Consider the following 12823-nt stretch of genomic DNA (forward strand, 5'->3'; position numbering starts at 1 on the left):
TACACTTTTATGAAAGCGGTCAACGAATGCAAAACGTTTGCTTTCGTTGGCCCAGCCCTAATATTAAGGAGACATGTGCATGAACATACTTTCCTACGGATTGCTCGGGCTGCTTACCCGCGAGGAGTCTTCCGGTTATGATCTAATGCTGAAGATTCAGCCGCATTGGCAGGCCAAACACAGCCAGATCTACCCGCTCCTGTCCAAGATGGAAAACGATGAGTTACTCGCCTCCCGCTGGGTACAACAGTCTGACAAACCGGACAAAAAAATGTATGCAGTTACGGAAAAAGGCATTCAGAAGTTACTGGAGTGGATGATTACTCCGGTTACGGCGCCCGTTACGCGTGATGAATTCAATCTTCGCATTCTCTGTGTAGGTATTGCCGAAGATGGCAGCATGAGACGCATTCTGAACGAGCGTAAAAGCTGGTTCATGGAGCGCATACGGTATTTCGAGGATTTGAAATCACGGATACCACAGGATAATCTTCGAGTAGGCAACCGGGATTTTGGAAGCTACATTTTGGTACAAAAAGGGTTAATGCATGCCCAGACGGGTTTGGAATGGTGTCATTGGGTGACCCAACTTCTCGATGGTCAAGCTGCGATTCAAGACCCAAGCCCAAGTGTTTCAGAAATTTAAATTAAATTTTGAAACGTTCAGCAGGTTGGCCCGTATTACTAGAGTAAGGCCCATTTTGGGGAATTAAACAAATTTAATCAGGGGGTTACGATCTATACAATGAAGAAAAAATTCGGAATTAAACATCTAATGATGGTTTTCATGGCATTTACACTACTGTTCGCAACGGTTGGTGTTACGAATCCGGACAGTGCTGATGCAAGACGAGGCGGCGGTGGATTCAAATCCGGCACGAAAAGTTATAGCAATACCCCTAAGAAATCCGACAGCAACGTAAGTCAGTCCAATTCCCGTAACAATTCCAATACTGGAGCAGCAGCGAATAACCGTGGTGGATTCTTTGGCGGTGGCGGCGGCTTCATGAAGGGTATGATGCTGGGCGGTCTCGCAGGTATGTTGTTCGGCGGACTGTTTGGCGGTATGGGAGCACTGGGTAACATTCTCGGATTGCTCGTTAACGTAGCTGCAATTATGCTGATTGTTATGCTTGCTATGGCATTGTTCAGAGCGATTACCAATCGTCGCAAGCCTGCAGCAGATGGCCGTTATGACCGTCGTGACGACCGTGATGATGATCGTAACAGAAACGGACGGTACTAAGATCTATGGTTCTGAGCATGGATGAGATTGTGAATGCCATTTGCATTCACATGGCAGAGCGTAAAGGTGTACGCCCTACGGACGTTAATGTAGAGCTGAGCTGGGAAGAAGATACAGGGTATTCCGCAGAAGTCTGGATTCAGGGTCGTAGCCAGTTCCTGGTGGAATCCAACATGATTGAAGCGATTCTTCGTTACTTGCACAGCGAGTATAACATTCGTGCGTACCGTGAAGATGTTACCTTGGATCTGGATGAAGAGATCACAGCGATTGTTAATCAACATTAGAATATAGCTAGCTACTAGCTTGTTATACAAAAGACTGTCTCGTTTCTGTCATTTGACAGAAACGAGACGGTCTTTTAGTTTCCACGATTTGTGATTGTATAACGGTGAGTACTCACCTGTGATATCACTTTTTTCAAGCCTATGTTACGCTCTCACTCTCAGTTCCTAGGACTGAAGCTTAACCAGGCTATAATTCTTTTTACCTTTGCGGATAATGATAAATTTGCCGCCAATTGCGTGCTCTGCAGATACCGTGAATTCAAGCTCGGTGATCTTTTCACCGTTCATGGAGATGGCTCCTTTGGTCACGTCCTCACGAGCCTGACGTTTGGATGGCTCCAAGCCCAGATCCACAAGCCAGTCTACAATATTTTTAGCTTCGCCATCTGTTTCGTACGTTGGCATTTCCTTGAACCCCTGTTCAATCTCATCTGCTGTCAGGGAACGAATATCACCACTGAACAATGCTGCGGTAATGCGCTTCGCCTGCTCCAGCATCTCTTCGCTGTGAACAAACTTGGTCATTTCCTCAGCCAGAGTCTTCTGTGCTTCACGTTTATGCGGCTCTGTCTCCACCTTCACAGCCAAGGCTTCAATCTCTTCTTTGCTCAGGAATGTGAAGTATTTCAAGTATTTAATGACATCCCGGTCATCTGTATTTGCCCAGAACTGGTAGAACTCAAACGGTGTCGTTTTGTTCGGATCAAGCCAGATCGAACCGCCAGCTGTTTTACCAAACTTCGTACCATCCGATTTCAGCATCAGCGGGATGGTCAACCCATAAGCTTTCGCTTCTGAGCCTTCTTTTTTGCGAATCAGATCCAAACCACTCGTAATGTTACCCCATTGATCAGATCCACCGATCTGTAGCTGTACGTCCTCCGTTTGGAACAGATGAAGGTAATCTAGAGATTGCAGTATCTGGTAGGAGAATTCCGTGAATGAAATTCCGCCTTCCAGACGGCTTGCTACGACATCTTTTGCAAGCATGGTGTTCAGATTGAAATTTTTCCCGTAGTCACGCAGAAATTCAATGACGTTAATCTTATGTGTCCAGTCATAATTGTTGACCATGCGAACCTGATTGTCGCCGTCAGTCACAAACAACTTTTTCATCTGCGCCGTTAACGCATCTACATTCTCTTGCACTTGCTCCAGCGTTTGCAAGGAACGTTCAGACTGACGCCCACTTGGGTCACCAATCGTTCCCGTTGCGCCACCAATCAGAATTACTGGACGGTGTCCTGCCAATTGGAAACGTTTCAGCATCATAAACGGAATCAAGTGGCCGATATGCATGCTATCGCCTGTTGGGTCTACACCGCAGTACAGGGAAATTGCTTTTGTTTCCGTCAGTTCACGTAGCCCTTCCGCGTCTGTTTGTTGATTAATGGCGTCGCGCCACTGTAGTTCGTCAATAATGTTCATTTCGATAACCCCTTTTCTTTGATCAAAATTCAGTCATGATTTACGTTCTGCTACGAATTCACACGGCTACTTTCATTTTTGGACACAAAAAAATCGTCGCCTTGTCTTCATAGACACAGGGACGATTAGAATAACCGTGGTACCACCCAGTTTGCATGAATTCCTTCACTGAACGTTTATACGCATACGCTCAAATCCAGTAATTCATACCACTTTCAGCAAGTTATCGTTTGCCCATCCGCTTGGCATTACCCAAGTACTCCAGAGTGTAATTCGCAGCCCTTGTATGTATCAGGTTCCATCAACCCCTGACTTTCTGTAACAGGGACAAAGCCGCTACTGCGCTCTATCAACGTAATTCATGTATTTAATTATAGCCAGTATAGCGGAACGTTATAGGCATTGCAAGCGCAAGTCTTCCAATCATGCCAAGTATAATAAAAATTGAAAGTTCTAATCCACAAAAACATTGTATCCTTGTTGGCAAAATTCACTATGCCAAGTTAATTATCTATCCTGTATCCTGTTCACTCACATCGAAGATTTCCCCTTCTTGGGTTGAACCGTTTCCAGTTCACGGCGTTTCCCCTCTTGGTGCCAGCTAAAATAAGGTTCACCGATTGTTTGAAAAGCGTTTAATACGTTATCTTCTATCTCCTGCCACACTTCATTGGTGTAATCCAGATGGGTGTTCACGTTATCCACACCATATTTTTTAAGCAATGTTACGTGGGCAGCCGTAAAAATCATATCTTCCAATAACCAATAGAGCACCTCTTCAGTCCGCTCCAGCTTTTTAATCAAAGACGGTACACCTCGTTCATAGATCGTTACGATGTAATGTTTTACACCGATTTCTACATAAGGTGCGCCTTCCCATTTGAATGACTCATCCAATCGGTTCACATAACTCTCCATCTGTTCTCTAGGATAAACCGTTCTTGATAACAGTTCTAGAAGTTGTTCGGTCAATTCTTGCATACTTAATATAGTAGACATGAAAGCTACCCCCTAATGAAAAAGCTGCCACTCAGGCAGCTCTCTCTGATCTTTTCGAGTCAGGCTTGCAAAATTAAGTTCCGCAAAATGTCTTATATGAAGGATCACAAGACACAGGCAGCGCCCCGAATGCTTTCTGTTCCGGCGTATACGCATAAGGGTGCTGGAGAATATCCAGCAAAGGCTGGATGAAGCTATAATCTCCGTCCTTCTCTGCTCGTTCAAGTACTTCCTCTACCTTGTCATTCCGTGGAATAACCGCAGGATTATTTCGTTTCATCTGCTGCATCACTTGATCTCTGGATTCGGGCTGTCTGCCTAATCTGTCTGCCCAGCGTGAATACCACTCCTGAAAATCTGACTTATCATTCAGATTAGACGTTTCCAGTTTGTTCAAGGTCAGCGCCACAAATGTGTTCGTGTAGTCTTCCGTATGCTTTTCCATTAGTTCAAGCAGATCCTTAATTAAGGTCTCGTCTTCGTCCTCTTCTGTAAACAGACCAAGTTTGGCTCGCATACCCGTTAACCAGTGATGATGATATTGCTCCGAGAACTGTGCAATGGCTTCCTGAGCGATTTGCACTGCCTGTTCTTCATCAGAATGAAGCAGAGGCAGTAGCGTCTCGGCAAAACGAGCCAGATTCCAGCCTGCAATGTAAGGTTGGTTTCCATACGCATAACGGCCTTGTCTGTCAATTGAACTGAACACCGTTGCTGGATTGTACACATCCATAAAGGCACAAGGCCCATAATCAATGGTTTCCCCGCTGATCGCCATATTGTCCGTGTTCATTACACCGTGAATGAAGCCAACGCGCTGCCATTTTGCAACAAGCTCTGCCTGAAGTTTGATCACTTCCTGCAGTAGGCTCAAATAACGCTGTTCGTTCGGCTCTACCTGTGGAAAATGACGCTGCAATGTGTAATCTGCGAGCGCACGTACATCCTCTACCGAACCAAATTGCGCTGCATACTGGAAAGTGGCTACACGTATATGACTGGCCGCAACCCGTGTGAGAATAGCTCCAGGACGTTCTGTTTCACGATAAATGTTCTCCCCTGTGGACACAACAGCCAAGCTTCGTGTTGTCGGAATCCCGAGACCAACCATCGCTTCACTAATAATATATTCTCGAAGCATGGGTCCAACGGCAGCACGCCCATCTCCTCCGCGAGAGTAAGGTGTCCGCCCTGAACCTTTCAACTGAATATCCACTCGGTCTCCTTGCGGAGTAATTTGTTCGCCGACTAACAATGCACGTCCATCGCCAAGCATATTAAAATTACCAAATTGATGACCTGCATAGGCTTGTGCAAGGGGCTTGGCTCCATCCGGCATTTGATTTCCGGCAAAAAAAGCTGCGCCTTCGGCACTTTGCAGCACATCTGCGTCTAACCCAAGGCTGGCCGCCAATGTTTTATTAAAAATGATAAACTCTGGCGACTGCACAGGCACTGCATGTTGGCTGGTATAAAACGTTTGAGGCAGTTCTGCATAGCTATTTTCAAGCTTCCAGCCTACATTTATATTACTCTTTACCATGGGTCACACTCCTTCTCCTAACAAAGAAAATTCTTTGTTTTATCTTCATGTAGCTTTTGTGAACCCATGCTCATTTATGTGGTCACATGGAAATTCCAAGGTGAAAACAGTTCTTCTCTAACAGGATCGAAATCTGAATTGCGTAATTCCTATTTGGCGGGGATTGGATAATCGGATACAATCACGTTTTCAACCCAGCCATTCAGAGAGGCTACGAAAGCCTGATGTGCGGGATGTGGGCCATATGCACGAAGCGCTTCCTGATCTTCGAATGTCACTCTTAAACCAAGGCTAAATCCTTGAATGCGATCCGTTTCCTCCGTCACATTCACTCCAGCTGTCAGGTCAATAATTCCAGGGATTTGATCCTGTAAGGCAAGCAACTGGGCTACAAACTCCTGCTGTTTGGCAGGTGTGATTTTATCGTTAAATTTGAAAATAACCAAGTGTTCGAACATATCATCACATCTCCTTATCCATATCCATTGGAAGGAATCTTTCAATTAAGTGGCGGAAAATATTTCTTATCACCACCACCCTTATTTTAAATTAAACCTAAACTGAACTCAAATAGATGTTCTCAATCTACTGCAGCAATAAAAGGAAGAAAAACAAGAAATTCTTTTGGCAAATTACGTCGTAACACATACATGTCTTATCTTGAAAAGTTACGTAAAAACGTGTTCACTATAAAAAAAACAACCTCCGCCAAAAGGGGGCGTGTTTCCTATGTTTTTCTCAAAGAACTTTCTCAAGCTTTAGAGCTTGGCAAGCGTGTTCTCACTCATGCTCTGTTTCGTCATGATTCAATTGAGACATAAGTAACTCCAACTCCTGTTTCTCCAAATGTCTCCACTCTCCCCTTTTCAACCGTTCATCCAAACTAATATTCATAATCCGAATGCGCTCCAGCTTGAATACTCTGTACCCCAGCGCTTTGCACATTCGGCGTATTTGCAGATTTAACCCTTGTGTCAAAATGATTCGAAAGACATTATCGCTCTGCCTATACACCTCACACGGTTTGGTGACTACGTCAAGAATCTCCACACCTTGTGACATGGATTGTATAAATGCATCAGTAATCGGTTTGTCCACCGTAACAACATACTCTTTCTCATGATGGTGCTCCGAACGCATCATTTTGTTCACGATGTCTCCATTATTCGTCAGTAAAATTAACCCCTCTGACGCTTTGTCCAGTCGGCCGACTGCAAAAATGCGTGAAGGATAATTCACATACTGAATGATATTGCCTTCAACGTGCTCGGCTGCAGTACAAGTTATACCCACAGGTTTATTCAGGACAATATACACAGACTCCGAATTCCGTTCCGGGATCTTCTCCCCATCCATCAGCACCATATCACCTGGTTCCACCATATCTCCTTTTACACATACCCTGCCATTAATCGTAATTCTTCCGGCTGCAATGCGCCGTGTTGTTTCTCTGCGGGAAAAATGTCCCGTCTCACTTATGTATTTGTTGATTAACATCCCTTCACCACTTCTCAGCATATTAACGTACAACCTTTCACTCTACTCTACTCTACAGTAAACCACCAAACCTCATCTTCTCATGAATTGAATAGTGACGCAACAGAGTCATTTTCGACATCCATTTTATGATTAGACAGGATGAATCAAAAGAATGATGACTTCGCTAAAACTTAACAAAATTTTACAATAAAATGCTTGTACAATTTCAAAATTATGGTATAAGTTATATATAAAATAAACATTTATTTCATTTTATAAAAATGTTATCCATTTGCGGAGGGAACACATGAGAAGAATATTCGTTTTAAGTTGCGGTTTCTATCTGTTGATCGGCTTTACCAGCGTTGTGCTTGGTGCCCTTCTGCCTGTTCTACTGCCTCATTATGAACGTGGTTACAGTGACGGGGGATTTTTGCTATTTTTACAGTTTATCGGATTTCTTGTTGGCGTACTCGTGTCACCATCCCTGACAGCCAGAATCGGTCGAAAAGGGATGCTCACGTTGGCGTTGATCTGTATTATTGCAGCTTATATGCTGCTCGGAGAGTTACCTTCGTGGAACGTTCTGGTTCTGTTGACCATCATCGTAGGGTTCGGCTCAGGTATCATTGAACCTTCCGTTGGAGCCTTCACCATTGAATTCACGGAAAATCAGAAAGCGATCGCCATGTCCAAACTGGATGTGTTTTTCGCACTTGGTGCACTTCTCATTCCAGCGGTTGCCGCTTTATTCATCTGGCTGGACCAGTGGCACCTGACGTTTTTTACGGTTGCTGCCTCTGCACTACTTCTCATGATTACTTGGGTCACCATGCCTCGTTCTGCAGCACAATACCTGGAACAGGCCGGAGAAAATACGACCGCCCAGGGAACAGACAAAGTTAGCTATTCCAAAAAACATCTGGGACTCCTCTCGATCTTCGTTGTCTTTTTCTTTGTCTACATGGGACTGGAACTTGGATTGATGAATTTCTTGCCTTCCATTCTCGTGGAACGTCTAGAACTGAAAGAATCTATCGCTTCGCTAAGTGTCTCTATTCTGTGGATTGCCATGATTATCGGACGCCTCTTCTCGGGCAGAATTGCAGAAGCTGTTAACTATATGCCTTTCCTGATCTGGAGCACCATCGGCACACTATTGTTCACGGTTTCCATGGTATTTGTGTCTGGTCAATGGGTAACGTATATGCTCATTTTTGGAACAGGGTTATTTATGTCCGGGCTGTTCTGTATCGCACTCGTTTATGCGAATGTGCTAATTCCTGGCATGACGGAAAGAACAACCAGTATATTGATTGCCTCTGGCGGTATTGGGGGTGCAACGTTACAGTACCTCACGGGATGGAGTATGAGCGCATGGCCGATCGTCGGCACCATCATGATTTTAGCCGGATTCTGTCTACTTTTGTTGCTGACACTGATCCTCTCTCACCTTTGGAACAATCGTAATGAATCATTGAGCTCTACATTCCCACAACCAACCAAAGAAATCTAAATTGTAAGGCTCACATACTTCCAAACTTGAAAGGGGGGATGCCCAAACCATCCGGTATGTATCGTATCGTTCATCCAGCTTGTACATTAAACTATTGGAGGAATCTGCATGCAAACTTTAACCAATAACCGCTTTACAGTCGGAAAAGGGATTAAGTTGATTGACGATTCAGGTGTGGAATATTTAGATGGTGTCTCAGGCACGTTTAATCTGTCCTTGGGATATAATCATCCACATGTAGTCAATAAAATACAGGAACAAGTCGGCAATCTTACGCATATGTCTTCCTCCTTCACCGAACCTTACGTCAATGAAGTATTGGAACACTTGATTGAGTATGCTCCGAACAATATCGATGCCGGATGGATGCGGGATATTACCGGATCTACGGCCAATGAGTGTGCAACTAAAATTGCCCAGAAGTATACAGGATCAACGGACATTATCAGTTTGTACCTTTCTCATCATGGACAGACCCAATTCGCAACAGGCATCTCAGGTAATTCCTTTAGACGCAAGCGTTTTCCTAATTCGTCAGCTCCTAATGCGGTTCATGTACCCGCACCCTATTGTTATCGTTGTCCGTTCTATAGCGAAAGTAGAGAGTGCGGATATCAATGCGTTGAAGCAATATCCGATGCGATAGAGTATGCCAGCTCAGGCTCGGTTGCTTGTATGATCATTGAGCCCATTCTCGGAAATGGCGGCAATATTGTCCCACCGCTAGGATATTTTCAACGTCTTCGTAAATTATGTGATGAGAACAACATGCTTCTCATTGCCGATGAAGTCCAAACGGGTGTTGGACGAACGGGTACGATGTTTGCTAGTGAATTGTTTGATATCCAGCCCGACCTGATTACCCTTGCCAAAGGCCTTGGCGGGATCGGTGTACCTGTAGCTGCCGTTCTTATGCAGTCTCGATTGAATGTGCTGGAAAAACATGAGCATTCATTCACCTCAGGCAGTAATCTTATTTCGGTCACCGCTGCCAAGTCCACATTGGAAGTGGTCTCAGAACCGGGATTTCTGGATGCGGTCAAGCGAAAAGGAATTTTGCTTGGCGGACTGCTACAGGAACTCGCTTTGAAATATCCTAGCATCGGTGAAGCCCGCGGAGTAGGACTCATGTGGGGACTCGAAATCGTGGGTGATGACAATGAGCCAGATACTCCGAAAACCAATGCGATCATTGACCGTGCTTTTGAAGAGCAACATCTGATCCTGCGCAGTTCGCGATACGGCTTCGGAAACGTCGTTAAAGTTCGCCCTTCTCTGACAACAACCGAAGACGAACTGGTTGAGATTGTTGATCGTTTGGATTCCGTGCTGGCCAGCGTTCATTAATTATTGGAAGTTATTTTAGCATCGAAATGTAGTTTGAAAAAATGTAGTTCCTACCAAAAAAGGAGGTTCCATCATGCTTGCATTGGTATATAAATCTGCATGGGATGTCGCACTCGAGGAACGACCTGTTCCCGAAATTACCAGAGATAATCAGGTGCTTGTGCGTATACGGGCAACCGGGGTCTGTGGAACGGATTTGGGCATTGTCAGTGGAAAATATCATGCGATTCCTTCCGTCATTCTTGGACATGAATCCGCAGGTGAAGTGATTGCTGTCGGTTCCGCCGTCTCAACGCTGCAGCCTGGAGATCGCGTTGTCATTGATCCTACGTACTACTGCGGTCAATGTGACATGTGCAGAACAGGCAGACAAAATCACTGCGTCCATAAATCCGTTACGGAAACGGGAGTAAGTGCGGATGGCACATTCACCGATTATTACGTGACCGAAGATCGCTTCCTGTATCAATTAAAAGATCATGTAAGCTATGAAGAAGCAACGTTAACCGAGCCGCTAAGCTGCATGCTGACAGGCATTAACCAGATTCATTTGTTGCCGAATTTCAGAACGATTATTCTTGGAGCCGGGCCTATTGGCATCCTTTACAGCTATGCGCTTGCTTCCAAAGGTGTTACCGGTAGTCTTGTCGACATCTCGGATGAACGTTTAGCCATTGCAGGCTCCATCGCACCCGATCGCTGGCAAGTTCATTCTTCCTTTGAACAGGCGATTGCAGACATCGCTCCGACAGCCGGACAAGTCGATATGATTGTGGATACCACTGGTGTAGTAGGCACTCAAGTTCTGTCACAGCTCGCCAGCGGCGGATATTTAATGCTGGTTGGTTTACGTGATGGCAATACGTCCTTCAATCCGAAGGAAGTTGTGGATCGCAGTCTGAAGATCATTGGCTCTATCGACTCACTTGGAACATTTGCCACCGCACATTATATGATTGAACAACAGATTATACCTGCCAAAAAAATCATAACCCATTCCTTCCCCCTGGAAGATTATGAAGAAGCGTTCCGCACACTGGGATGTGATATCCCTGGACGTACCCTACAAGCTTCATCTCATGCTATTAAGGTTGTATTGCAATCCAGTTGATTCAGCTTTTCTCAAGCTGGAACACTGGATAAAAAGAAGTTAGACTTGAAAGTATCTAACATCACTTACTTAATAGGAGGAACACACCATGACAGCAAAAGAGAAAGCTGAACGTCCTGATCTCTGTATGAAGAAAAATGAGGAGGCTAAAGGCGATCCGTCCATACAAGCGGTCATTTTTGATATGGATGGCGTACTGATTGACAGTGAACCGATCTATTTTGAGATTGAGCGCAGTTCATTTGATCATTTCGGTGCAGCCGTTACCCAAGAAGAACATCATTCTTCTGTCGGAGTAACGCTGGAATCCATGTGGCAGCAAGTCATCGACAAGTATCAGGTGAAGGTACCTTTGGAAGAGATTCTTGCGTATCATCAGCAACATGTGATGGAAAGGATGCTTACTCATCCTGAACTAACTGCCATGCCTGGCGTGGAACGGTGGGTTAAATGGCTGCATGAGCAGCGCATCCCGATTGCCGTTGCTTCCTCATCTCCTCGGGCACTTATTGATCTAATCATGGAGAAAACGGGATTAGGGCCTTACTTTGAAGTACGCATGACAGGCGAAGAGGTTGAACATGGCAAACCGGCCCCGGATATTTTCCTGGCGGCAGCTGAACGAATCGGGGTATCTCCGGCGAATTGTCTGGTTATAGAGGATTCACGCAACGGTGTTCAAGCCGCCAAAAGTGCAGGTATGTGCTGCATCGGCTATCTTAACCCTGGGTCGGGGAATCAGGATCTCTCCAAAGCCGACGTGCAAATTTCAAGTTATGATGAGCTATGGGGGTTGAAGGATTCGTTGTCTTTTGAGAACGCTACATCAGACTTATCGAGATCCGTCTAATATCGATCATATTATAGAAACTGCAAATCAATTCGGGCTTAGTGAATTTATATAACGCTAAACAAAGTGGAGCAGCTTCAATTACAAGAATCGAAGCTGCTCCACTTTTTTGCTTGCTGCAAGTTTTTGAAAGACACAACCATCTTCCACTTAGGTCTAAACTGGCTTATACCGAAATATCAAGACTTCCGCCCAAATTGGGATGGGGAGCGGGCGCTGATTTCAACAACTCGGCCATCTGCTGACCTTGCTGCTCCGCCATATCTTTGGTTATGGACATGACTTGTAAACTTGCTGCCTGAGCTACTGAAGCCTGACTCATTGCCATGGATAATGCTGCGATATCCATCATATACACTCCTTTCGCTCTGTCTTATCACTGCGCATACCTCTTAATATATCGGTCAAAGAATATCAAATGTTATACGAGATTCAATAACATAACAAAGTTATTCATCAGTCATATCCTCCTAATGCTTCAGGCAAAGCTTTGTAAACATCTTTGGCTTCAACGATTTCATGAATATATTCCCGTAAATCTAATAGTTGCTTTGCGTCACTTGTGATCTCACAGGATTCGTCCGACCATAACCAAGTCTTCGTTTTCCCATCCACCGTAATGTTCCAGCTTTCCGTCATATACGGGATTTGAGTACAATTTGAAGATTTCGATCCGACATCTCTCATCTCCATCACATTCATTTCATACATTTTCGTATAGATCCTACGCATTTCTTCCGTGGTTAGCCTGATTGCGGCCACCCCGGTTCCATTTTGAACCAGATCCTTATAAACCTGATTATTGTAAGTATTGATTTCGTTTTTATTGGCCTCCCCATACCCGTAACGAACCTTAAAATTAAAATCCGCGGGCATTTCTCTAGGCATAACTTGAACATGAGCCTCAGCCACCGGTTTCGTTTCTGCCGCACAACCAGTAATCAGGCACATGATTCCAATGAACAGCACAGCTATACGTTTCATGAAGCACCTCCCAACTCTATTCCCATCATATCT

Annotated in this window: 14 protein-coding genes and 1 other annotated feature; of the genes, 7 read left to right on the top strand and 7 right to left on the bottom strand. The window is 44.8% G+C overall.

Translation table 11 applies throughout. The features are described 5' to 3' along the window. The first annotated feature begins 79 nt into the window (after positions 1-79). From AC1VYS_RS16795 to AC1VYS_RS16805, 3 genes are all read left to right on the top strand, one after another. Positions 80-646 carry a PadR family transcriptional regulator gene (locus AC1VYS_RS16795; protein WP_441922758.1) on the top strand — a complete coding sequence of 189 codons (567 nt, stop codon included), beginning with the start codon at positions 80-82 and terminating at the stop codon, positions 644-646. A 99-nt stretch (positions 647-745) separates the two neighbouring features. Next, positions 746-1246: a hypothetical protein gene (locus tag AC1VYS_RS16800; protein ID WP_482910650.1), complete on the top strand. Its 501-nt coding sequence runs from the start codon at positions 746-748 to the stop codon at positions 1244-1246. Between the two features lie 5 nt (positions 1247-1251). Next, a complete protein-coding gene (locus AC1VYS_RS16805; protein WP_090916857.1) occupies positions 1252-1533 on the top strand; it encodes a YxcD family protein in 282 nt (93 codons plus the stop codon). 165 nt (positions 1534-1698) lie between these two features. Here AC1VYS_RS16805 and tyrS read toward each other — a convergent pair whose 3' ends face one another. From tyrS to AC1VYS_RS16830, 5 genes are all read right to left on the bottom strand, one after another. After that, positions 1699-2961, bottom strand: coding sequence for a tyrosine--tRNA ligase (gene tyrS / locus AC1VYS_RS16810; RefSeq protein ID WP_482910651.1), 1263 nt, complete (start codon positions 2959-2961; stop codon positions 1699-1701). 114 nt (positions 2962-3075) lie between these two features. Continuing rightward, positions 3076-3323: a binding site (T-box leader), on the bottom strand. A gap of 169 nt (positions 3324-3492) precedes the next feature. Continuing rightward, a complete protein-coding gene (locus AC1VYS_RS16815; protein ID WP_482910652.1) occupies positions 3493-3960 on the bottom strand; it encodes a hypothetical protein in 468 nt (155 codons plus the stop codon). Positions 3961-4033: 73 nt separating this feature from the next. Then, positions 4034-5503, bottom strand: a complete 1470-nt coding sequence (locus AC1VYS_RS16820; protein ID WP_482910653.1) for a protein adenylyltransferase SelO — start codon at positions 5501-5503, stop codon at positions 4034-4036. Positions 5504-5652: 149 nt separating this feature from the next. After that, positions 5653-5961: a Dabb family protein gene (locus AC1VYS_RS16825; RefSeq protein WP_482910654.1), complete on the bottom strand. Its 309-nt coding sequence runs from the start codon at positions 5959-5961 to the stop codon at positions 5653-5655. 322 nt (positions 5962-6283) lie between these two features. Beyond that, positions 6284-7000: a pseudouridine synthase gene (locus AC1VYS_RS16830; protein WP_482910655.1), complete on the bottom strand. Its 717-nt coding sequence runs from the start codon at positions 6998-7000 to the stop codon at positions 6284-6286. 289 nt (positions 7001-7289) lie between these two features. Between AC1VYS_RS16830 and AC1VYS_RS16835 the strand changes: the two genes are divergently transcribed. The 4 genes from AC1VYS_RS16835 (at position 7290) to AC1VYS_RS16850 (ending at position 11806) form a co-directional block, all read left to right on the top strand. Continuing rightward, positions 7290-8498: an MFS transporter gene (locus tag AC1VYS_RS16835; protein WP_482910656.1), complete on the top strand. Its 1209-nt coding sequence runs from the start codon at positions 7290-7292 to the stop codon at positions 8496-8498. Positions 8499-8606: 108 nt separating this feature from the next. Next, positions 8607-9845, top strand: a complete 1239-nt coding sequence (locus tag AC1VYS_RS16840; RefSeq protein ID WP_482910657.1) for an aspartate aminotransferase family protein — start codon at positions 8607-8609, stop codon at positions 9843-9845. Between the two features lie 73 nt (positions 9846-9918). Beyond that, positions 9919-10956, top strand: a complete 1038-nt coding sequence (locus AC1VYS_RS16845; protein ID WP_482910658.1) for a zinc-dependent alcohol dehydrogenase — start codon at positions 9919-9921, stop codon at positions 10954-10956. Between the two features lie 127 nt (positions 10957-11083). After that, a complete protein-coding gene (locus AC1VYS_RS16850) occupies positions 11084-11806 on the top strand; it encodes an HAD family hydrolase (protein WP_482915035.1) in 723 nt (240 codons plus the stop codon). A gap of 166 nt (positions 11807-11972) precedes the next feature. Here AC1VYS_RS16850 and AC1VYS_RS16855 read toward each other — a convergent pair whose 3' ends face one another. Both AC1VYS_RS16855 and AC1VYS_RS16860 read right to left on the bottom strand, forming a co-directional pair. Beyond that, on the bottom strand, positions 11973-12155 hold the full coding sequence (locus AC1VYS_RS16855; protein ID WP_482910659.1) for a YjfB family protein: 183 nt from the start codon (positions 12153-12155) through the stop codon (positions 11973-11975). 107 nt (positions 12156-12262) lie between these two features. Continuing rightward, positions 12263-12790, bottom strand: coding sequence for a hypothetical protein (locus tag AC1VYS_RS16860; RefSeq protein WP_482910660.1), 528 nt, complete (start codon positions 12788-12790; stop codon positions 12263-12265). Positions 12791-12823: the final 33 nt, after the last annotated feature.

Source organism: Paenibacillus sp. G34, from assembly GCF_056856875.1.

Coding starts and splice junctions, on each gene's coding strand:
- tyrS (WP_482910651.1), bottom strand. CDS start 2,961: ATGAACATTATTGACGAACTACAGTGGCGCGACGCCATTAATCAACAA.
- AC1VYS_RS16860 (WP_482910660.1), bottom strand. CDS start 12,790: ATGAAACGTATAGCTGTGCTGTTCATTGGAATCATGTGCCTGATTACT.
- AC1VYS_RS16805 (WP_090916857.1), top strand. CDS start 1,252: ATGGTTCTGAGCATGGATGAGATTGTGAATGCCATTTGCATTCACATG.
- AC1VYS_RS16835 (WP_482910656.1), top strand. CDS start 7,290: ATGAGAAGAATATTCGTTTTAAGTTGCGGTTTCTATCTGTTGATCGGC.
- AC1VYS_RS16820 (WP_482910653.1), bottom strand. CDS start 5,503: ATGGTAAAGAGTAATATAAATGTAGGCTGGAAGCTTGAAAATAGCTAT.
- AC1VYS_RS16840 (WP_482910657.1), top strand. CDS start 8,607: ATGCAAACTTTAACCAATAACCGCTTTACAGTCGGAAAAGGGATTAAG.
- AC1VYS_RS16845 (WP_482910658.1), top strand. CDS start 9,919: ATGCTTGCATTGGTATATAAATCTGCATGGGATGTCGCACTCGAGGAA.
- AC1VYS_RS16795 (WP_441922758.1), top strand. CDS start 80: ATGAACATACTTTCCTACGGATTGCTCGGGCTGCTTACCCGCGAGGAG.
- AC1VYS_RS16815 (WP_482910652.1), bottom strand. CDS start 3,960: ATGTCTACTATATTAAGTATGCAAGAATTGACCGAACAACTTCTAGAA.
- AC1VYS_RS16830 (WP_482910655.1), bottom strand. CDS start 7,000: ATGTTAATCAACAAATACATAAGTGAGACGGGACATTTTTCCCGCAGA.
- AC1VYS_RS16855 (WP_482910659.1), bottom strand. CDS start 12,155: ATGGATATCGCAGCATTATCCATGGCAATGAGTCAGGCTTCAGTAGCT.
- AC1VYS_RS16800 (WP_482910650.1), top strand. CDS start 746: ATGAAGAAAAAATTCGGAATTAAACATCTAATGATGGTTTTCATGGCA.
- AC1VYS_RS16825 (WP_482910654.1), bottom strand. CDS start 5,961: ATGTTCGAACACTTGGTTATTTTCAAATTTAACGATAAAATCACACCT.
- AC1VYS_RS16850 (WP_482915035.1), top strand. CDS start 11,084: ATGAAGAAAAATGAGGAGGCTAAAGGCGATCCGTCCATACAAGCGGTC.